Here is a 19,582-nt window from a genome sequence, read left to right as displayed (position 1 = left end):
GTTATCTGATGGTCACGCCAGCTTACCTGGTCTTATAAATCTTCTTCTGTAATATTGGCTATCTTCATAAAGTGCTTGAGCAGCCCGATTTTTAAGTCGTCATTTCCATGCACCGGAAGCGAAATACGAACGGGATTGCCTTGCTGCATATACACGTGGTGACTGCCGTTTATCCTGGCCACAGCTGCCAGCCTCGACTTTCGAGTATCCGGGCAAAATGTTTCCCCGATACGGATTTCAAACGGCAATCTCCAGAATTCTGTCGTTGTTAGCGATTTCGATTTGATCCAGATCGACCGACAGGCAAGCCTCTACCGCTTCATAAAGGTTAGCCAAAAGCTCCTCAAATGTATCGCCCTGAGTCGCGCATCCCGGAATCGCCGGCACTTCCGCCCAAAACCCTCCTTCTTCGGCTTCATGAACAACGACTTTTAATTTCATAAGTTACCTCAAAATTTGGTTGTCTTCCCGCGAATCTAGCCCGCTGTATTTCTTAAGTAGAAACGAACAATCACCGCTCCAGAAAATTCCTCAGCATATCATGCCCGTGCTCGGTCAGGATCGACTCGGGATGGAACTGCACGCCTTCGATATCGAACTGTTTGTGCCGCACGCCCATGATTTCGTCGATATTACCGGCTTCATCCCGGGTCCAGGCCGTTATTTCCAGGCAGTCGGGCAAGGTCGCCTGCTCGATCACCAGCGAATGATAGCGCGTCGCCGTGAAGGGGTTGTTGAGCCCCTTGAAGACGCCGACATCGTGATGGTAAATCGGCGAGGTTTTGCCGTGCATGATGCTCTTGGCGTGGATGATGTTGCCACCGAACGCGTAGCCGATGCTCTGGTGGCCGAGACAGACGCCCAGGATCGGGTATTTGCCGGCCAGCTTTAAAATAGCCTCGACCGAGACGCCGGCTTCTTTGGGCGTACAGGGTCCCGGCGAAATCACGATTTTGTCGGGCGCCAGTTTTTCAATGTCGGCCACGGTCACCTGGTCGTTGCGCACGACCGTGACATCGGCGCCGAGTTCGCCGAAATACTGCACCAGATTGTAGGTGAACGAGTCGTAGTTATCGACCATGACCACTTTTACAGCGCTCATGATTGCTCTCCTTCCAGGCCGGCTTCGGCCATGCTGACGGCGCGGAAGATGGCGCGGCCTTTATTCATAGTTTCATCCCACTCGTTGCGGGGGATGGAGTCGTAAACAATGCCGGCGCCGGCTTGTATATGTAAGGTTTGATCTTTTATCACAGCGGTTCTGATTGCAATAGCGGTGTCGAGATTGCCGGACCAGGCGATATAGCCGACGGCGCCCGAATAGATGCCACGCTTGACTGGCTCCAGCTCATCAATGATTTCCATGGCGCGAATTTTCGGCGCGCCACTGACGGTTCCGGCCGGGAAGGTCGCCGCCAGCACATCGAAGGCGTTTTTGCCGTCTTGCAGCTGTCCGGTCACGTTGGAGACGATATGCATGACGTGCGAGTAGCGCTCGACGATCATCTTGTCGGTCAGTTTGACGCTGCCGATTTCGGCGATGCGGCCGGTGTCGTTGCGGCCCAGATCGATCAGCATCAAATGCTCGGCCAGTTCCTTCGGATCGGCCAGCAGATCCTGTTCCAGCACCAGATCCTGTTCCGGTGTCGCGCCGCGCCGGCGTGTGCCGGCAATCGGGCGCACGGTCACGGTGTTGTCTTCGAGCCGCACCAGAATTTCCGGCGATGAGCCGACGATATGAAAATCGTCCAGATTCAGGTAATACATGTAAGGTGAAGGATTCAGGCAGCGCAGGGCCCGGTACAGATTCAGCGGCGAGGCCGTGTAAGGTATGGACAGACGCTGCGACAGCACGACCTGCATGATGTCGCCGTCGGTAATGTATTCCTTGGCTTTCAGCACGGCGTCTTCAAAACCCTGCTGCGTAAAGCCGGAGACAAAATCCGCCTCATCGACTTTTCTGGGCGCTTTATGATTTTCCGGCTTGGCTTTCAGCTCGCGCAGCTTGACGGCCAGATCGTTCAGGCGAGTCACGGCGCGGTCGTAGGCACCGGGCTCTTCGGGATTGGCATGCGTCAGCAGCAGCATTTTGCCGGACAGGTTGTCGAACACGAGCATTTCTTCCGATACCATCAGCAAAATATCGGGATTGCCCAGCGGGTCGTTTTTGGCTGATCTGCGCAGGCGCGGCTCAATATAGCCGATGGTTTCGTAGCCGAAATAGCCGACCAGTCCGCCGTTGAAGCGCGGCAGCTCAGCCAGATCGGGCACTTTATAGCGCGCCTTGAACTGCTCTATCCAGGCCAGCGGGTTTTCGTGCGTCAGCGTTTCCAGCAGCTCGCCGTTGTTCTCCAGGGTGATCCGGTTGCCGGTGACTTTGACGATGGTTTTGCAAGGCAGTCCTATGATCGAATAACGACCCCATTGTTCGCCGCCGTGCACAGATTCGAATAGATAGGAATAAGGGCCATCGGCTAATTTCAGATAGGCACTCAAGGGTGTATCCAAGTCAGCCAGAACCTCCCGGCTAACGGGGATACGGTTGTAGCCCTGCTGCGTGTAGTGTTTAAATTGTTCTGGAGTCATTTTTGGTCTTCAACTGCGCCCTGCGCGTTCGCTTTAAAACAAGTCGACAAGCTCGACAATGGTCTGGATCTGATAATCGGCGTTCAAATCCTCGATACTGTATTTTCCGGCATAACCGTATGACACCGCGGCGGTCTTGAAGCCCGCCGACCGCGCTGCCCGCATGTCGTTGATCGAATCGCCGACCATAAGGGCCTTCTCCGGCTCAATGCCAAAGTGTTCCGCTGTCTTCAGCAACGGCAACGGGTCCGGTTTCATTCTTGCGAACGAATCGCCACAAGTAACGAAATCAAAATACTCAGCCATGCCGGTTTTCACCATCAACGGCTGCGTGAAACGTTTAATTTTATTAGTAATGCAGGCCAGTTTGAAACCTTTTTCTTTCAATTGCTGCAGGCCTTCCATGACGCCCGGATAAATGACGCTGCGCTCATAAACATGGGCCTCATAAAAATCGCCGAATAAAGCTAGAGCCTCGGGCAGATTTTCGGGGTCGGCCGAGGGTTGCAGCTGTCCGGTCAGGGCTCTCTTTATCAGCATGACCACGCCATTGCCGACCCACTGCGCGACGGCAGCCTCCGAGTGCGGGCGTATGCCCAGTTCAGCCAGCATTCTGTTGATCGCATCGGACAAGTCAGGCGCAGAATCAATCAGCGTGCCATCCAGGTCCAGCGCTATCAGTCGAATCTGTGTCATTGGCAATCTTGTTTGGCCGGTCCGGCCAATCCGTTTTGGGTCATGTTCTTGAAACAGTGCATTAAAATGTTTGATTATATCTTTTTTTTGCCGCCAACTCTTCGTTATACAATAGCGGCCCTCAAAATCATACAGGAAAGCTATACCGATGAAACTGGCGACTTTCACTCACAATAATGTAACGCGGGTAGGCGCGGTCATTGATCAGGCCGTCGTTGACAGCCACGGCGACAACGCCATACCCAAAACCATGATTGAATTTCTGGCGGCAGGCGCAACCGCTCTGGCGGCCATGCAGCAGCTGATAGCCAGCGGCAATCACCGGATTCCCCTGAGTGAAGTCAAGCTGCAGGCGCCGGTACCGCGGCCCGGCAAATATCTGGCGATCAGCCTGAACTATGCCGATCATATCGAAGAAACCGGCTTCGAGAAACCGGAATATCCGACGTTTTTCACCAAGCAGAGCAGTTGCGTGATTGCGCACAATGAGCCTATCTACCGTCCCAGGGTCTCCGACAAACTCGATTATGAAGGCGAGCTGGCTTTGGTCATCGGCAAGCGCTGCCGTTATGTGTCCGTCGACAAGGCCCATCAAGTCATCGCCGGCTTCACGATCGCCAATGACGTCTCAGTGCGCGATTGGCAGATCCGCTCGCCGACCTGGACGCTGGGCAAATCGTTCGATACGAACGGCCCTCTGGGACCGTGGATCGTCACTGCCGATGAAATCGCAGATCCCCATAATCTGAACCTGAAAACCTGGATCGACGATGAGCTTCGGCAGGATTCCAATACCCGGCATATGATTTTCAACTGCTACGAAATGGTCGCTTACCTGTCCCAGGCCATGACCCTGGAACCCGGCGATATCATCGCCACAGGCACGCCCAGCGGCGTCGGCGTGAAGATGAAGCCGCGCGGTTACATGAAGCCGGGGCAGACTGCCAGAATCGAAATCGAAGGCATCGGCACGCTGATCAATCCGGTCATCGAAGAACCGGACAATCTGGCCGCTTATTAAAATTCAAGGCATTGGGCGATCAATCGCCCAATGCCTTAACCCAGGCTTTTTCTGTTATTGAAAAAACCCAACTTCCTGGCTCGCTTTCTTCGTTCAACCGGTTTTGGCGGCAGCGGAAACAGCACAGTAACCTTGAGTCCGCCAAATTGGGATTCTCCCAGGCTCAGCTCAGCGCCATGTATCACGGCGATGCGCTGGGCAATGGAAAAGCCGAGACCGCTGCCTTTGGCGCTCTTGGCCGTTTCAATGCAACGGTGAAACCGTTTTAGCGCGACTTCATACTGATCAGGCGCAATCCCGGGCCCGGAATCCTCGACGCTCAACAGCAGATGCCTTTCCTGCCCCGATACGCTGATTCTGACCAAGCCGTTTGCGGGCGTATATTTTATGGCATTGTCGATCAGGTTCTTGACCAGAATATTGATCAGCTGTCGATTGCCGATGATCGGCACGGCGTTATCCTCGATAAACTCCATGCGGATGCGTTTTTTATGCGCTTCCGGCTCCAGGGCCGCGACAGTCTGCACGACTTCATAGCCAAGCACGGTCGTTTCCTTGGACAGAAACTCGGTGCCGGATTCAATGCGCGAGAATATCAGCAGCTGCTGCACCATATCGGTCATGCGGTGCACGCCCTGCTCTATGCGCCCTAGCGCCTGGCGGCGCGTCAGCTCATCGTCGGTTTTCAGAGCCACCTGCGCCTGGGTCAACAAGCCGGCCAAAGGCGTTCTCAATTCATGGGAGGCATCGGCCGTAAAGCGGCGTTCATGCTCAAAAGCGCGTTCAAGCTGCATGAACAGATTATTCAGCTCGTTAACTACGGGCACGATTTCGATAGGCAGCTTCTTGACCGACAAAGGCTTTAAATAGCTGGCTTCGCGTCTGGCCAGCTGTTGCGTCAATTGGCCAAACGGCTTCAAGGCCCGTCCGACGATAAGCCAGATAGCCAGCCCCAAAAAAGGCAGGCCGATCAGAAACGGCTTGATCAGATGTCTGGAAATGTCATCCATCAGCTCCGTGCGAATGTCATCACGCTGCCCGACATGAATGATGTATTCGCTTTTTTCCTCGGAAATACTGAAAACATGCCATAAGTGATTATTAATGAGCGTTTTGCTATAGCCATTCTGCGAGATCGATAACGGCAGGGGCGGCGCGCTTTCGGAGCGAAGAATCAAACCCTCGTCTTTATAAATAAGCTGAAAAGCCAGCTTCCGTTCATAACGGTGATTGAACACCTTGGTCGGCTCGAACATTTCTGACTTGTCCAGATCCCACAACTCATACAGCGAACCGGCATACAACAGATGCCCGACGAATGAATTTAAGGCGCGCGCGGATTGCGCCAGATCCGCATCAAAAAGTTCTGCCACTTCATTGCGGATTTCCTTATAGCCTTTATAGGCGGCAATGCCCCAAATCAGCAATAATGTGGAAAGCAGCGTGAACAGCAGCAGTTTTCGAAGCGAATAACTCATTAATCTTCATCAACGTCAATAATGTAGCCGACTCCTCTGACAGTACGGATAATCGACGATCCCAGTTTTTTTCTCAGGTAGTGAATGTGAACCTCGACGGTGTTGCTCTCTATATCGGAATCCCAGGAATACAGACTTTCTTCGAGTCTGGAGCGGGATACCACCTTGCCTATATTGCCCATCAGGAAGCTCAGTATCTCGAATTCCTTTTGCGATAGATCCACCTTTTCGTCATTATAAGTAACCAGATGCGATGCCGGGTCCAGCACAATGCCCCGATGCTCGATCTTGGGCGCGCCCCGGCCTTCATTGCGTCTGGCAAGGGCTCTCAGGCGGGCGCAGACTTCATTGAGATCGAACGGTTTGATCACAAAATCATCGGCGCCGCTGTCGAGGCCCAATATTCTGTCAGGGATCGTGTCTTTAGCCGTCAGAACCAGCACCGGTGTTTCGTCTTTACGGCTTCTCAAAGCCCGCAAAATCTCCAGGCCATCCATATCAGGCAAATTCAGGTCCAGCACGATCAGTTCATACGTGTTGACTTTCAGAGCCTCATCGGCATGTTTGCCGTTGGTCAGCCAATCAACGGCATAGCCTTCCATTTTTAAACCGGCTGTCAGGCCATCGCCCAATATTTCGTCGTCTTCAACCAATAAAAGTCGCATATACTCTATGTTTCAGGTAGTTAAACATCTGCCAATAATGCTCGAACAGAAAATCCACCGAGATTATGGCTAAAGCGTACAAGTTTAGTAGGAAATCCAAGAATTGGACCCACAACCACAACAATCACTCCAGCATTTAAAAATTAACCTGTCCGATTAATAACATGCTGCCGAGTATGAAGCATGTAGGTCCGTCAAAAATCATAAAAGTTCCCTGTATTTTGATAGAAACGTGCATTATTTCGGCGTCGCGGATGGATAAATAGCCAGTTTTCCTGTCATAACATCCCGGCTCGCTCATCGGCAATCATATTATGTTAAACTAATTGTTTTTTAAACAAATTCAACGATTGCCTTGCCACCGCTCAGCTTATACATTCACATTCCCTGGTGCATCAAGAAATGCCCCTATTGCGATTTTAATTCACATACGGTTAAAGCCGATACGCCCGAAACCGCCTATATCGATGCACTGTTGAGCGATCTGGCCCAGGATCTGCAGTTATACGGCATCAGCCGGCCTGTCGGCAGCATTTTTATCGGCGGCGGCACACCGAGCCTTTTCTCGCCGGAGTCTTTTCATCGCTTATTGGCGGGCATAAGTCAGCAAGTTGCGTTGGCCGATAACCTTGAAATCACCCTGGAAGCCAACCCCGGCACGTTTGAAATCAATAAATTCGCCGAATTCAGGTCTCTGGGCATCAATCGCCTGTCGATCGGCATACAGAGCTTTAACGATACGCTACTGCAAAAACTGGGGCGAGTTCATTCGGGTAAGGAAGCCATGCGTGCGGCAGAATGCGCCCATCAGGCCGGATTCGATAACTTTAATCTGGATTTGATGTTCGGCTTGCCGGACGCCGGCACCGACAGCAGCAAAGCCGATATTGAAACGGCCATAAGCCTGAATCCTACGCATATCTCCTTCTACCAGTTGACACTGGAACCAAATACTTACTTTCATAAGTTTCCGCCCAGACTGCCCGATGATGACGTTATCTTCAGCACGCAACAAGTCTGTCAAGCGCTCCTGGCCGATCATGGCTATCGGCAATATGAAATTTCTGCCTACAGTCGGCCGGGCTTTCAATGCCGGCATAATTTGAATTATTGGCAATTCGGCGATTATCTGGGCATAGGCGCTGGCGCCCACGGCAAGCTATCGCTGGCTTTGCCGGACAGGATCGTGCGCACGTTCAAGCCGAAAAGCCCGGAGCAATACCTGCGCGATACCCATAAAAACGGCGGCGCCGACCCGATTGCCAGAGCGGATCTGCCTCTGGAATTCATCATGAACCATTTGCGCCTTAAACAAGGATTTTCTGTCGCGGGCTACGAAGCAACGACCGGTCTTGCCATTGATACGCTTGAGCCCGCCTTGTCGGCCTGCCTGAAGCAGCATTTGCTTACCAGCCGCGGCGGTCATTATTATTGTTCGGAAAAAGGCTGGAATTTTCTGGACAGTGTTTTGGAAAAGTTCTGTTCACTGCCGCAGTGATAATCCACCGGCTCGTCTCGTTTAGCCGGTGCGTCCAGTTTATACCGCGGACACGATCGCCTTTTCTTTAACGGCCGTTTGAGGCAATCAACATTAATTTTGTTCTATAATCCATAATAAAACCACTCGCTGTTCCGCAACAGGAAACAATTAATGGTTTAACTTCGTACTTAATCACTGTAACGGCTCAACATTATATGTTCCTTAACTGAGCTTAATAATAAACCGCAAACTCTTCAATCCGTAAAAGTATATGCTTGATTATCAAAAAGACTTTATTTCCTATGCGCTGGACTGCGGCGTGCTCAGATTCGGCGAATTCCAATTGAAATCAGGCCGCATCAGCCCTTATTTTTTCAATACCGGCTTGTTTAATACCGGCGCCCAACTGGGCAAGCTGGGCCATTTTTACGCACAGGCCTTGCTTCAATCCGGCCTTAAACCGGATATTCTTTACGGCCCCGCCTATAAAGGCATCCCTTTGGTCAGCGCGGCCTCTATCGCCTATGCCGCCTTGACCGGCGGCGATATCCCTTTCGCCTTCAACCGCAAGGAAGCAAAAGATCACGGCGAAGGCGGCACGCTCGTCGGCGCGCCGCTGCAAGGTCGGGTCCTCATTCTTGACGATGTCATTACGGCCGGCACTTCGGTCAGGGAATCCGTGGACATTATCAGACAGGCCCAGGCAACACCGGCCGGCGTATTGATCGCGCTGGACAGACAGGAAAAAGGCCAAAACGAGATTTCAGCTATCCAGGAAGTCAGCGAGCAATTCAATATGCCTGTTATATCGATCATCACCCTGGAACATATTATTGAATATTTAACTGACAATGCCGCTTACGAGCAGATCGATGCCATAAAAGAATATCAGCGGCTTTACGGCATTTAACTCCTGAAGCATTTGCCAAAGAAAAAAGACATCCAAGACTAACAGTTCCCGAGATATCGACTACACTTAGTCAAAACTAATTTTTAATCTGATGTTTCAATAACAAGAAGAATCGCGTTAGCAAAAAGGCTTGCCATGAGTAATCTGGAATTTAAAGAGCAAATGCACGAATATTCGCAATGGCGTGCAAAACTGATACAGGCTATAGAAATGTACCATCAGTGGCGCAATCGCTATGGCATGAACGATGCCCATAGCACGGATATTATTTTGAATATCCTGACGGGGCTGGAGTCTGACCGTATTACCCTGGCCTTTGTTGCTGAATTTTCGCGCGGCAAAACGGAATTGATCAACTCGCTGTTCTTTGCCGAGACCGGGCTCAGATTATTGCCGTCCTCGCCTGGCCGCACCACTATGTCGCCAACGGAACTGTTTTACGATGAAAAAGGCGGCAGTTATATTCGCTTGTTGAATATTGAAAGCCGGCTTGAAGACATTTCTCTGGCCGAATTTAAAAAGAAGCCCGAACGCTGGCATCATATCGATCTGGACTGCAACTCGCCGACCCAGATGCAGGAAGCCTTTAAAGAACTGGTCGCCACTAAACTGGTGGACCGCGAGCTTGCAGACAAACTGGGGCTATGGAACGAGCGCGAAGCCGCGGAGCAAGGCATCATCAACCCCGAAAAAGTCGAAATACCTTGCTGGCGCCATGCCTTGATCAGCTTTCCCCATCCCTTGTTGAAAGAAGGGCTGGCGATTCTCGATACGCCGGGTCTGAATGCCTTGGGAACAGAGCCCGAATTAACCCTGAGCATGCTGCCCAGTGCGCAAGCCATTGTTTTCGTGCTGGCCGCCGATACCGGCGTCACAAAAAGCGATATGGAAATGTGGCGCAGCCATGTTTGCAGCAACACGCGAGGTTCCAGCAAACAAGGCCTGGCCGTGGTCATGAATAAAATCGATGCCATGTGGGATGATCTATCCGGCGACAATGGCTATGAAGCATCCATTCAGTCCCAAGTAAAAAACTCGGCATTTATTTTAAAAATAAATGAAGCGGCCATTTTCCCGGTATCGGCCAAGCAAGCCCTGCTGGCTAAAGTCAAGAATGATCAGGCATTGCTCGAGAAAAGCCGTTTGACCGTATTGGAAAATTATCTTGCCAACGATATCCTGAGGCAACGGCAAAGCATCCTGATGGATACGATTGTCCGGGACATGGGCTTTTTGATCAGCGAATCGTCCAATCTGACGAACTCCGCCTATAACAACGCCGTCAGCCAGCTTGAGGAATTCAAGAAAATTGACTTTCAAAATCAGGATATGACGGCCAAGCTGATGGCCGAAACGCGGGACAGGCAAAACGTCTATCTGGCCAATATCGAGAACTTTCAGGCCAGCCGCCGGGTTTTCAGCGTGCAGGCCAAGATGCTGGTCGATTCGTTCGGCAAAGAAAAAATCGACGCCATCATTAAAAGAACCAAGAACGACATGTCCAAGAGCTTAACAACCTACGGCATGAAGCAAAACATCCGGAAACTGTTCGATGAATTGCGTGATCTGTTGCAGGATTCCGTGGACATTACCAATGAAACGCGTCGTCTAGTGAAAGCCATCCATAAAAAATTCAAGGATGAATACGGCTTTCAGGAGATCGAGCCGCAGCTGTTCTCCATCAAGCAATATCAGTTTGAGCTGGAACAAATCTTTGAAGAGGGCGAAGCGTTCCGCACCAGCACCAAAACGACCATGACCGAACAGAGCATTGTCATCAATAAGCTTTACAACACGCTCATTGCCAAGGCCAGAAACATTCTGGGCCAGGCGCATACCGACGCGTCGGTCTGGAGCAACAGTGTCTTGACGCCATTGATGCATCAAATCAAAGATCATAAAAGGCAGATTGAAAGCCGTCTGCAAATGCTCAGAAAAATTAACGAGTCCAAAGGCGACATCGTTGAAAGCATAGAAAGCCTTGAAGCAGAACTGGCGCCCTTGAAACGGCAACGCGATGAACTGGCTACCATTATCAGGGCCATGCAGCTGGATGCCCACTCATTCAGCAGAAGCTGATCAGTGAATTCCCTTAAATCTTGAACCCGCTGCCACTTCCAGTGGCAGCGGGTTCAAGCAAATCGCACTTTAAGCGCGCTTAAAAATCAGATCCCAGACTCCGTGACCCAAGCGCAGACCGCGCTGCTCGAATTTGGTCAACGGCCGATAATCGGGGCGCTCGCAATACGCCATCCCGCTATCGGCAGTGTTTATCAGCCGGCTCTCCGCCGATAGTACTTCCAGCATATGCTCGGCATAATTCTGCCAATCCGTCGCTGCATGAAAATAGCCGCCGGACCTTAATTTCTTGACCAGCAAATCGACAAAGCTGGGCCTTACAATGCGTCTTTTATGGTGCTTTTTTTTCGGCCAGGGATCGGGAAAAAACAAGTGCACGCCGGCCAGACTATGATCAGCCATCTTATGCTCTATAACCTCTATGGCGTCATGGCAATAGATCCTGACGTTGCTGATGCCCTGCTCTGCCAGCTGCATCATCAGATGCCCGACACCGGGCCGGTGAACCTCGATGCCAATGTAGTTGATCCCGGGATTGGCGGCGGCCATCTTGGCCAGACTTTCGCCATTGCCAAAACCAATCTCGACACAGAGAGGCGCATCGCGTCCGAAAACTTCGGCAAAGTCATAATCGGCTCGCGGGTCCAGCCCGTAAACGGCCCAGTAATTGTCCAGCGCAAGCTGCTGGCCCGGCGTGATGCGGCCTTGCCGGCGGATAAAGCTGCGAATGCGCTGCGGGAAATTTTGTTCAGGAGAAATCATATAAGCATAATGCGGGATTACTGCACGGGGCGGACTTTGCCACCCCGTCGAATCAGAAAAACAAGCCGTCTATCGGTGATGAGGCGGAAGCAAAGCGCTTTCTGGGCATACGGCCTGCCAGGAAAGCTTCACGGCCGGCTTCGATGCCTTTCCTCATGGCCGAAGCCATCAGTACCGGATTTTTCGCCGCGGCAATGGCCGTATTCATCAAGACGCCGTCGCAGCCCAGCTCCATGGCGATAGCCGCGTCAGAGGCCGTGCCGACGCCGGCGTCGACCAGAATGGGCACATTGGCGTTTTCGACAATGGTCAGAATATTGTAAGGGTTGCGTATGCCCAAACCCGAACCGATCGGAGCCGCCAGCGGCATGACCGCCACGCAGCCGATTTCTTCGAGCCGTTTGGCCGCAATCGGATCGTCATTGGTGTAAACCATGACATCAAAGCCGTCCTTAACCAGTAATTCAGCGGCAATATAGGTTTCGGCCACATCGGGAAACAGGGTTTTCTGGTCGGCCAGAACTTCCAGCTTAACCAGCTTGTGTCCACCCAGCAATTCCCGGCCCAGGCGGCAGGTTCTTACCGCGTCTTCGGCCGTATAACAACCGGCTGTATTAGGTAAAATCGTGTATTTGTCCGGTGAGATAACATCCAGCAAATTCGGCTCGCCGGGATTCTGGCCGATATTGGTGCGGCGAATGGCGACCGTAACGATTTCCGCGCCACTGGCTTCAATGGCCAGACGGGTTTCTTCAAGGTCCTTGTACTTGCCGGTGCCGACCAGCAGTCGTGAATGATAGGCCTTGCCTGCGATAACAAATGAATCGTCCTGGCCGCCGCCAATGGCATGGACGATTTCCAGGCGGTCGTCAGCCTGCAACACCTGCGCGCCGTGTTGATCAAACGGCAAAATTTCTTTATTCAATTCAACGGCGATCCGTTTACCCGTCAACCCCATGTCGGCGATTACATCGGCTACATGCGAGTTTTCAGCAATTTCACGGGTTTCGCCATTTACATAAACAATCATGTATAAACTCCGGCTTAATTCTCTATAGTTCTGCGTTTCTGCACCGCAAAGGCAAGATCTTCCAGCAGTTGCACCGTATCTTCCCAGCCCAGGCAAGCGTCGGTGATGCTTTGCCCATACGCGAGCGGCTGCCCTTCAACCACATCCTGCCGGCCCGACTTGAGATGGCTTTCGATCATAACGCCCATGATCCGGTGATCGCCGTTCGCAACCTGTCCGGCCACATCCTCGCCCACGATGAGTTGGCGCTGGCATTGTCTCAAGCTGTTGGCATGGCTGAAATCGATCATGATATTCGGTCTGAGATTGGCTTTTTTCAAGGCGTCCGCCACTTTCTCGACACTGACGGCATCGTAATTGGGGCCATCATTGCCGCCTCTGAGAATGATATGCACATCCTCATTGCCGGTGGTTGAAAAGATAGCCGAATGCCCGGCCTTGGTCAGCGACAGGAAATGATGCGGGCTCATGGCCGCACCTATCGCATCGATGGCGATCTTGACCGTGCCGTCCGTCGCGTTCTTGAACCCGACCGGGCAGGACAGGCCCGAAGCCAGCTCGCGGTGCACCTGGCTTTCAGTGGTTCGTGCGCCGATGGCGCCCCAGGCAATCAGGTCCGAGACATATTGCGGCGTAATCAAATCCAGGTACTCGGTCGCCGCCGGGATGCCTGCGCTATTCAAATCGAGCAATAATTGCCTGGCAACCCGCAAACCTTTATTGATGTTAAAGCTGGAATCAAGATCCGGATCGTTGATCAGGCCTTTCCAGCCTACGGTCGTGCGGGGTTTTTCAAAATAAACCCGCATGACGATCACCAGATCGTCTTTTAATTCATCCTTGACCGCTTTCAACCGTCGTGCATATTCCTTGGCGGCATCTGTGTCATGGATCGAGCAAGGACCCACCACCACCAGCAATCTGTCATCCTGACCGGCCAGTATCTTGTGAATATCTTCCCTTGCTCGCAGAGTAGTTTGTGCCGCTGCTTCGGTAATAGGCATTTCATCATGCACTTGAACAGGCGCAATGACTTCTTTAGTGGCACAAATTCTCAAGTCGTCAGTATTGTATTTCGTTTGCATGGGAGCGGTAACCAGGGCTTTATAACTGGATCAAATTTTGAACTTTTCATTTTAACTGTTTTTATCATCTTTTTGTTAGTTTTTGCTATCACATAAAAGATACGCTGGATCAGCGCCGCTGCAAAGAAAAGCACGGTTACAGATAATATTCTTCAAGCGAGTGCCGGTCAGCAGCTCAGATAACATCAGACAATATGGACAAAAATGAATCAGCGCTTGATGCTGTTAATGAATGGGAATTAGAAAGATGGTAGACGGAGTTCCGACAGAAACAGTGCACCGTTGCTGCAACTTGCCTTATCCAATTAAAAAACAGGGTCGAGATTTTCTCTCAAGATTTTCTTTCAAACAGAAAGCCTCAGGCTTAACATTGCTTATTTGCAAAAGCTTCAAGGCACGCGAGCGGGTTGAAAATCAGCCGCTCGCGTTAACCGCAAACCAATCGCTCAAGATAACTTACAGAACTGCATTCAGATTCTCGTCATCATACAGACGTGTTTTTTTCCAGCCATTGAATTTGCTGTCATAAAAAGTCAGATCGTTATCGATGGCATATTCGTAGCAGCTTCTAAACAGCCGCGCTGTCCGAAAGGCATGCAACTCATCATCGGCCGTTACTTTTTCTATATTGCCGACCTGAAACGTCTTGTTTCTGGACTTGCCGTTGCTAACCCAAAAGACGGTATAGCACAAATAGCTTTTGTCTTTTCTATGATCGTACTTGATGGTTCTGGATACGCCGGTGACACCGGTTGTGGTTTTATTTTTAGGCGGCTTAAGAAAGCGGGTCTTGCTGCCCTTTAATACCACCAGCATTTGGTCTCGCCAGGTGATGGCGGCCTTTAGAGATTTACCTTTATTCCCCCATAGTTTATGTGAAAAATAACGGCTGCTCTCTTTGCCGCGTCTTACGATACGTACCTGAAAACCAAACACATCTGGCTCAGTAATATGTTTATGTTTTGCCATGGATTTAAACTCGTCAAACGAATTATTAATTAAATTTAACAGCCAAGTTAGGCCGCCAATTTTTTGTCTCTTTGAAATATCAAGCTTTTCTTATATTTTTGTAAGCTGATGATTACAAATTATCGCTAAAGTTCAAATAAAAGCAAGTAAAAATCATAACAATATAGACAATTCCCGAGTAACTTAGTGTAGAATGATTTCATCCCACTTTTTCAGTGGTTCAAGACGAGTTAATAACCTTATGTTTTTCATTGTTTTTTGGAGATAATCGATGAGCGTACTAGTAGGTAAACAAGCACCCGATTTTACAGTTCCCGCTGTGTTAGGTGACGGTCAAATCGTTGATGCATTCAGCTTTTCAGAGGCCACTAAAGGCAAATATGCTGTCTTGGTTTTCTACCCATTGGATTTTACATTTGTTTGTCCAAGTGAACTGATCGCTTTAGACCATCGCATCGATGAGTTTAAAAGCCGCAATGTAGAAGTGATCGCCGTCTCTATTGATTCTCATTTTACTCACAACGCATGGCGCAATACGCCGGTCAACAAAGGCGGTATCGGCCCTGTCCGTTACACAATGGCAGCCGACCTGTCTCATGCCATCGTCAAAGACTATGATGTGGAAGCCAACGGCGCTGTTGCCTACCGTGGCACTTTCCTGATCGATCGCAATGGTGTCGTTCGCCATCAGGTTGTCAACGATCTGCCTTTAGGCCGTAACATGGACGAACTGCTGCGTATGGTTGATGCCTTGCAATTCCATGAAGAGCACGGTGAAGTTTGTCCGGCAGGCTGGAACAAAGGCGACACGGGCATGAATGCAAGCCCAACCGGCGTTGCGGAATATCTGGATAAAAATGCTGAAAAACTGTAAGAACGGTTAATTCGTCTTATAACGGCGCATTGTATTGATACAATGCGCCTTTTTTGTGCCTGTTAATTTTTTTGTGCCGCTGCCGCATCAGCCAATAGTTTCTTTCTGATCAGAAACGCAGCGAAAATGCCTACGATGGCCGGTATCTGCGTCAGCAGGAACGTACCTGTCGCGCTTTTGGCAACCAGCCCTGACAGCAGGTTAACGACGGATAATTTGACGGCCCACCAGGTAATCCAATACCCCATCACCCCTATGACGGCCCATTTGACAGGCTGCTCGCCATGCTCTCTTGCCGTTAAAAAAAACCAAATAAGTATCGCGATTCCGGATAATTTAGCTAATAGTAACATCTTCCAACCTCAATTTAGTTATTATGACTAATATGACCATACCTGATGCGGCTAAAATTTAGCCCATTGCCGCACCCAATCTGACAATCATATTCTGTAATAGATCATCATTATATCTTTTTTTAGTAGGAGAGAATCGTGGGAAAATCGCTTAAAATCATCCTTTCGATACTTGCGGCTCTGATTTTACTGATCATTGTCATCATCAGCGCCTTATTCATTTTTATCGATCCCAATGATTTCAAACCCGAAATACAAGCAGCCGTCAAAAACAAGATCGGCCGGGAACTGACGCTGGAAGGCGATTTAAACCTGTCGATTTTCCCGTGGCTGGGCATCTCAACGGGCAAAATGACACTGAGTAATGCCGAAGGCTTTCAGGCCAAACCCTTTGCCGAAATTCAGGAAAGCGATATCAACGTCAAACTGCTGCCGCTGTTATCAAAAGAAATCGAAGTCGACCGCATCGTTTTAAAAGGGCTGACCGTCAACCTGGCCAAGAACAAACAGGGCGTCAACAACTGGCATGATCTGATCGGTGCAAAACCTGAACCTGCCACCCCTGGCAGCGGCACACAAGAAACCCAACCAGCGGAAGAAGCGCAGACTTTATTGTCCATCGGCGGCATTACCCTAGAAAATGCCTTCATTGATTGGGACAACCAGAAAAGCGGAAAACACCTGGAAATAAAAGACATCAATCTCAATACGGACAAGATTGTTTTTGATGAATCTTTTGCTGTAGATCTGGCTCTGACTGTGGTAAATGCCCAGGCTAAACTGTCTGAATCGATCAAGCTGACCACTGATTTAACCGTTAACGAAAAACTCGATAACTTCCGATTAACTGGCGTCAACCTGCAAAGCACAACAGCTGGCGAAAAAGTTCCTGGCAAATCCCTGACGGCGGCTTTGAGGGCAGCCAATGTGTCGCTAAACATGGCTAAGCAGGACCTTAAAATTTCGACATTACGGCTTGAATCGGGCGATTTAAAAGTCGCCGCCGATATCACCGGCAGCCGGATCAAAGACCAGCCTTCCTTCCAAGGACCTGTCGCTGTCGAACCATTTAATCCGATGCTGGTCATGAAACAACTGGCGATAACACCGCCAATCATGCGCGATGCCAATGCCCTGACCCGCCTGGCCATGAATTTCAACCTGCAGGCCACCGATGACTCGGCCAACCTTCAAAATCTGCTCATTAAACTGGACGATACGACTATAAACGGCTCGGCCTCAGTCAATAACTTCAGTCAACCGGCGATCGCTTTCAATCTGACTGCCGATACGCTCGACGTCGACCGCTATCTGGCGCCAGAAAAAGAAGCCGATAAAAAATCAAAACCCATAGCCAGCCCCGCAGTCACCACGGCGGCGGCCGCTTCGTTATTGCCTGTCGAAACCTTGCGGAAACTGAACGCCAACGGCGAATTGGCATTGCATGAAATGAAAATCAACAATCTGAACATGCAGGACATCCATCTGAAACTCAGCGCCAAAAACGGCATTGTAGCTACAGAGCAGAGCGTCAATCAGTTTTATCAAGGCAATTATTCCGGCAATCTGAACCTGGATGTCCGCAATAAGCTCCCCGTGCTGGCAGTCAATGAAAAAATCAGCCACGTTCAAGTCGAGCCCCTGTTAAAAGCCTACAAAGGCGAAGCCAAAATGAGCGGCGTCGTCAATGCATCGGCCCAACTGCAGGCGCAAGGCAATAACAAGGATGAAATTAAATCCTCGCTTCATGGTCAATTGAGCTTTCTGTTCAAAGACAGCGTCATCTTGGGTTTTAATTTGCAGAAGATAATCGACAACAGTAAAGCCTTGATCAAAGGCGCACCTTTGCCGGCTGACAACAAGAATGACCAGACGCTGTTTTCGGAAATGACCGGCACAGCAACCATCAACAACGGCATGCTCAGCAACAATGATCTTGTCGCCCATTCATCGAAACTGCGCGTCAATGGCAAGGGCAACGTCAATCTCAATACTGAGGCGCTGGATTATAAAATCAAGGCTACGCTGCTGAAATCGCCCGATGCCAATGGCCAGCAAGCCGAAAAAATGACAGTCGCCATCAATTTTGGCGGCACGTTCAGCAAGCCCTCTTACACCGTTGACCCCTCCTCCTTATTGACGGAAGAAAATAAGGCCAAAATCGAAGAGAAAAAGCAGAAGCTGCTGGACAAACTCGACAAGAAATTAGGCCCCGGCGCCAGCGATCTGTTAAAACGCATTTTCTGATATGACCCCATCCGTTTTCCAACAAAACATCCTCGACTGGTTTGACCGGCACGGACGCAAAGACCTGCCCTGGCAGAAAGACATTACGCCTTATCGCGTCTGGCTTTCCGAAACGATGCTGCAACAGACCCAGGTTGCGACCGTTATCGGCTATTTCAACGCCTTTACCGAAAGATTCCCCGATATAGAAAGTCTGGCGCAGGCGCCTGTCGATGACGTGCTGCATCTCTGGTCGGGATTGGGCTACTACGCCCGCGCCCGCAATCTGCATAAAACGGCGCAGCTGGTTGTCGAGAAAGGCCGTTTTCCCGACACGCTGGATGAGCTTGTCGCATTGCCGGGCATAGGGCTATCGACAGCCGGCGCCATACTGAGCATCGCTTTCAAGAAAAGCCATCCTATCCTGGACGGTAACGTAAAAAGGGTACTGGCACGATTCAAAGCCGTACCCGGCTGGCCAGGCAACAGCAGCGTCAGTAAGGAACTGTGGCTGCTCAGCGCCCATTATACGCCCCAGGACCGGGTCGCCGATTACACCCAGGCCATGATGGATCTGGGGGCCACCCTTTGTACGCGCAGCAGGCCTGCCTGCCATGCCTGTCCGCTCAAGGATAATTGCCTGGCCCGACTCACCGATAATATCGCCGCCTTCCCGGCGCCAAAGCCCGCTAAATCCCTGCCGGTCAAACACCGGGTATTTTTATTGCTGCGCGATAGCCTTAACCGGATACTGCTGGAAAAAAGGCCGCCGGCCGGCATCTGGGGCGGCTTGTGGAGCCTGCCTGAATTCGACAGTATCGAGACGGCTGTCGACTGGTGTTCAGAGAGAAACATGCCCATCATTAACCAGAAACCAATGGCCGCGCGGCGCCACACCTTTTCCCATTACCATCTGGATTTTACGACGCTAATTATTGAAACCGATAACCCTACTAATATTGTGATGGAAGCCAGTCAAACTGTCTGGTATAAAGCCGGACAAACTTACAATTTAGGGATAGCGGCGCCGATCAAGCTGCTATTGCAACAATCCACTATCGAGGACAACGATGACTAGAATGGTTAAGTGCGTTAAATTGGGAATAGAAGCCGAAGGTTTAGATGCACCGCCCTTTCCAGGGCCTAAAGGTCAGGAAATATTTGAAAAAATATCGAAACAGGCCTGGCAGCAATGGTTAAGCAAACAGACCATGCTGATCAATGAATACAAGCTGGCCAGCTTCGATCCGAAAGCCAGAACCTTTTTAGAAGAGGAAAGAAGGAAGTTTCTGTTTGAGGGCAACACCGACATGCCTGAAGGCTACGTGCCGCCCAAGTCCTGATTAAGCCTGTCAAATGTGTAACATA

The 19,582-nt window shown here is 50.6% G+C and carries 20 protein-coding genes; 8 read left to right on the top strand and 12 right to left on the bottom strand.

The window, feature by feature from the left end; genetic code table 11:
- Nucleotides 1-32: 32 nt before the first annotated feature.
- The 5 genes from IT781_RS04715 to IT781_RS04695 all read right to left on the bottom strand — a co-directional run bounded on the left by IT781_RS04715 (nt 33) and on the right by IT781_RS04695 (nt 3,282).
- Complete coding sequence (locus tag IT781_RS04715; protein ID WP_228778929.1) at nt 33-248, bottom strand: type II toxin-antitoxin system HicA family toxin; 216 nt, start codon at nt 246-248, stop codon at nt 33-35.
- Nucleotides 238-441 (bottom strand): type II toxin-antitoxin system HicB family antitoxin, encoded by a 204-nt coding sequence (locus tag IT781_RS04710; RefSeq protein ID WP_194968984.1) that lies wholly within the window; start codon nt 439-441, stop codon nt 238-240. The genes IT781_RS04715 and IT781_RS04710 overlap by 11 nt, the downstream gene beginning before the upstream one ends.
- A gap of 70 nt (nt 442-511) precedes the next feature.
- Nucleotides 512-1,102, bottom strand: coding sequence for an aminodeoxychorismate/anthranilate synthase component II (locus tag IT781_RS04705; protein WP_194968983.1), 591 nt, complete (start codon nt 1,100-1,102; stop codon nt 512-514).
- Complete coding sequence (trpE, locus tag IT781_RS04700) at nt 1,099-2,586, bottom strand: anthranilate synthase component I (RefSeq protein ID WP_194968982.1); 1,488 nt, start codon at nt 2,584-2,586, stop codon at nt 1,099-1,101. The genes IT781_RS04705 and trpE overlap by 4 nt, the downstream gene beginning before the upstream one ends.
- 33 nt (nt 2,587-2,619) lie before the next feature.
- Nucleotides 2,620-3,282: a phosphoglycolate phosphatase gene (locus IT781_RS04695; protein ID WP_228778928.1), complete on the bottom strand. Its 663-nt coding sequence runs from the start codon at nt 3,280-3,282 to the stop codon at nt 2,620-2,622.
- A gap of 148 nt (nt 3,283-3,430) precedes the next feature.
- Between IT781_RS04695 and IT781_RS04690 the strand changes: the two genes are divergently transcribed.
- Nucleotides 3,431-4,303 (top strand): fumarylacetoacetate hydrolase family protein, encoded by an 873-nt coding sequence (locus tag IT781_RS04690; protein WP_194968981.1) that lies wholly within the window; start codon nt 3,431-3,433, stop codon nt 4,301-4,303.
- A 35-nt stretch (nt 4,304-4,338) separates the two neighbouring features.
- On the opposite strand, the gene IT781_RS04685 is transcribed toward IT781_RS04690, so the two are convergent.
- Nucleotides 4,339-5,781 carry an ATP-binding protein gene (locus tag IT781_RS04685; protein WP_194968980.1) on the bottom strand — a complete coding sequence of 481 codons (1,443 nt, stop codon included), beginning with the start codon at nt 5,779-5,781 and terminating at the stop codon, nt 4,339-4,341.
- Nucleotides 5,781-6,446 (bottom strand): response regulator, encoded by a 666-nt coding sequence (locus tag IT781_RS04680; protein ID WP_194968979.1) that lies wholly within the window; start codon nt 6,444-6,446, stop codon nt 5,781-5,783. The genes IT781_RS04685 and IT781_RS04680 overlap by 1 nt, the downstream gene beginning before the upstream one ends.
- A 355-nt stretch (nt 6,447-6,801) precedes the next feature.
- Here IT781_RS04680 and hemW point away from each other — a divergent pair, with 355 nt between their 5' ends.
- The 3 genes from hemW (at nt 6,802) to IT781_RS04665 (ending at nt 10,915) form a co-directional block, all read left to right on the top strand.
- Nucleotides 6,802-7,944, top strand: coding sequence for a radical SAM family heme chaperone HemW (hemW, locus tag IT781_RS04675; protein WP_194968978.1), 1,143 nt, complete (start codon nt 6,802-6,804; stop codon nt 7,942-7,944).
- A gap of 253 nt (nt 7,945-8,197) precedes the next feature.
- Nucleotides 8,198-8,836 (top strand): orotate phosphoribosyltransferase, encoded by a 639-nt coding sequence (pyrE, locus tag IT781_RS04670; RefSeq protein ID WP_194968977.1) that lies wholly within the window; start codon nt 8,198-8,200, stop codon nt 8,834-8,836.
- 135 nt (nt 8,837-8,971) lie between these two features.
- Nucleotides 8,972-10,915 carry a dynamin family protein gene (locus tag IT781_RS04665; RefSeq protein ID WP_194968976.1) on the top strand — a complete coding sequence of 648 codons (1,944 nt, stop codon included), beginning with the start codon at nt 8,972-8,974 and terminating at the stop codon, nt 10,913-10,915.
- A 69-nt stretch (nt 10,916-10,984) separates the two neighbouring features.
- Here the strand turns inward: IT781_RS04665 and trmB are convergent, their stop codons facing one another.
- From trmB to IT781_RS04645, 4 genes are all read right to left on the bottom strand, one after another.
- Nucleotides 10,985-11,677, bottom strand: a complete 693-nt coding sequence (gene trmB / locus IT781_RS04660; RefSeq protein WP_194968975.1) for a tRNA (guanosine(46)-N7)-methyltransferase TrmB — start codon at nt 11,675-11,677, stop codon at nt 10,985-10,987.
- A gap of 52 nt (nt 11,678-11,729) precedes the next feature.
- A complete protein-coding gene (gene thiS, locus IT781_RS04655) occupies nt 11,730-12,707 on the bottom strand; it encodes a sulfur carrier protein ThiS (RefSeq protein WP_194968974.1) in 978 nt (325 codons plus the stop codon).
- A gap of 14 nt (nt 12,708-12,721) precedes the next feature.
- A complete protein-coding gene (gene aroG / locus IT781_RS04650; RefSeq protein ID WP_194968973.1) occupies nt 12,722-13,792 on the bottom strand; it encodes a 3-deoxy-7-phosphoheptulonate synthase AroG in 1,071 nt (356 codons plus the stop codon).
- Nucleotides 13,793-14,248: 456 nt separating this feature from the next.
- Nucleotides 14,249-14,761, bottom strand: coding sequence for a hypothetical protein (locus IT781_RS04645; RefSeq protein ID WP_194968972.1), 513 nt, complete (start codon nt 14,759-14,761; stop codon nt 14,249-14,251).
- Between the two features lie 271 nt (nt 14,762-15,032).
- Between IT781_RS04645 and IT781_RS04640 the strand changes: the two genes are divergently transcribed.
- On the top strand, nt 15,033-15,635 hold the full coding sequence (locus tag IT781_RS04640) for a peroxiredoxin (protein ID WP_194968971.1): 603 nt from the start codon (nt 15,033-15,035) through the stop codon (nt 15,633-15,635).
- 62 nt (nt 15,636-15,697) lie between these two features.
- Here IT781_RS04640 and IT781_RS04635 read toward each other — a convergent pair whose 3' ends face one another.
- Nucleotides 15,698-15,988: a hypothetical protein gene (locus tag IT781_RS04635; RefSeq protein WP_194968970.1), complete on the bottom strand. Its 291-nt coding sequence runs from the start codon at nt 15,986-15,988 to the stop codon at nt 15,698-15,700.
- 138 nt (nt 15,989-16,126) lie between these two features.
- Between IT781_RS04635 and IT781_RS04630 the strand changes: the two genes are divergently transcribed.
- Genes IT781_RS04630 through IT781_RS04620 form a run of 3 tightly spaced genes read left to right on the top strand, consistent with a single transcriptional unit; the run spans nt 16,127 to nt 19,557 of the window.
- Nucleotides 16,127-18,235 carry an AsmA family protein gene (locus IT781_RS04630; RefSeq protein WP_194968969.1) on the top strand — a complete coding sequence of 703 codons (2,109 nt, stop codon included), beginning with the start codon at nt 16,127-16,129 and terminating at the stop codon, nt 18,233-18,235.
- Nucleotide 18,236: 1 nt separating this feature from the next.
- Complete coding sequence (gene mutY, locus IT781_RS04625) at nt 18,237-19,292, top strand: A/G-specific adenine glycosylase (RefSeq protein ID WP_194968968.1); 1,056 nt, start codon at nt 18,237-18,239, stop codon at nt 19,290-19,292.
- Entirely contained in the window at nt 19,285-19,557 is a 273-nt protein-coding gene (locus tag IT781_RS04620; RefSeq protein WP_194968967.1) for an oxidative damage protection protein, read from the top strand. The genes mutY and IT781_RS04620 overlap by 8 nt, the downstream gene beginning before the upstream one ends.
- The last annotated feature ends 25 nt before the right edge of the window (nt 19,558-19,582 follow it).

It is taken from the genome of Methylobacter sp. BlB1 (genome assembly GCF_015476545.1).
Classification (GTDB): domain Bacteria; phylum Pseudomonadota; class Gammaproteobacteria; order Methylococcales; family Methylomonadaceae; genus Methylobacter.
Note: the sequence above shows the minus strand (reverse complement) of the source record. Positions and strands in the feature narration are given on the sequence as shown.

Bases quoted from the DNA above. Each gene is read 5' to 3' on its own strand.
- IT781_RS04620 (WP_194968967.1), top strand. From the start codon at position 19,285: ATGACTAGAATGGTTAAGTGCGTTAAATTGGGAATAGAAGCCGAAGGT.
- pyrE (WP_194968977.1), top strand. From the start codon at position 8,198: ATGCTTGATTATCAAAAAGACTTTATTTCCTATGCGCTGGACTGCGGC.
- IT781_RS04695 (WP_228778928.1), bottom strand. From the start codon at position 3,282: ATGACACAGATTCGACTGATAGCGCTGGACCTGGATGGCACGCTGATT.
- IT781_RS04645 (WP_194968972.1), bottom strand. From the start codon at position 14,761: ATGGCAAAACATAAACATATTACTGAGCCAGATGTGTTTGGTTTTCAG.
- IT781_RS04710 (WP_194968984.1), bottom strand. From the start codon at position 441: ATGAAATTAAAAGTCGTTGTTCATGAAGCCGAAGAAGGAGGGTTTTGG.
- IT781_RS04690 (WP_194968981.1), top strand. From the start codon at position 3,431: ATGAAACTGGCGACTTTCACTCACAATAATGTAACGCGGGTAGGCGCG.
- thiS (WP_194968974.1), bottom strand. From the start codon at position 12,707: ATGATTGTTTATGTAAATGGCGAAACCCGTGAAATTGCTGAAAACTCG.
- IT781_RS04665 (WP_194968976.1), top strand. From the start codon at position 8,972: ATGAGTAATCTGGAATTTAAAGAGCAAATGCACGAATATTCGCAATGG.
- aroG (WP_194968973.1), bottom strand. From the start codon at position 13,792: ATGCAAACGAAATACAATACTGACGACTTGAGAATTTGTGCCACTAAA.
- IT781_RS04635 (WP_194968970.1), bottom strand. From the start codon at position 15,988: ATGTTACTATTAGCTAAATTATCCGGAATCGCGATACTTATTTGGTTT.
- IT781_RS04680 (WP_194968979.1), bottom strand. From the start codon at position 6,446: ATGCGACTTTTATTGGTTGAAGACGACGAAATATTGGGCGATGGCCTG.
- mutY (WP_194968968.1), top strand. From the start codon at position 18,237: ATGACCCCATCCGTTTTCCAACAAAACATCCTCGACTGGTTTGACCGG.
- IT781_RS04640 (WP_194968971.1), top strand. From the start codon at position 15,033: ATGAGCGTACTAGTAGGTAAACAAGCACCCGATTTTACAGTTCCCGCT.
- IT781_RS04685 (WP_194968980.1), bottom strand. From the start codon at position 5,781: ATGAGTTATTCGCTTCGAAAACTGCTGCTGTTCACGCTGCTTTCCACA.
- IT781_RS04705 (WP_194968983.1), bottom strand. From the start codon at position 1,102: ATGAGCGCTGTAAAAGTGGTCATGGTCGATAACTACGACTCGTTCACC.
- trmB (WP_194968975.1), bottom strand. From the start codon at position 11,677: ATGATTTCTCCTGAACAAAATTTCCCGCAGCGCATTCGCAGCTTTATC.
- trpE (WP_194968982.1), bottom strand. From the start codon at position 2,586: ATGACTCCAGAACAATTTAAACACTACACGCAGCAGGGCTACAACCGT.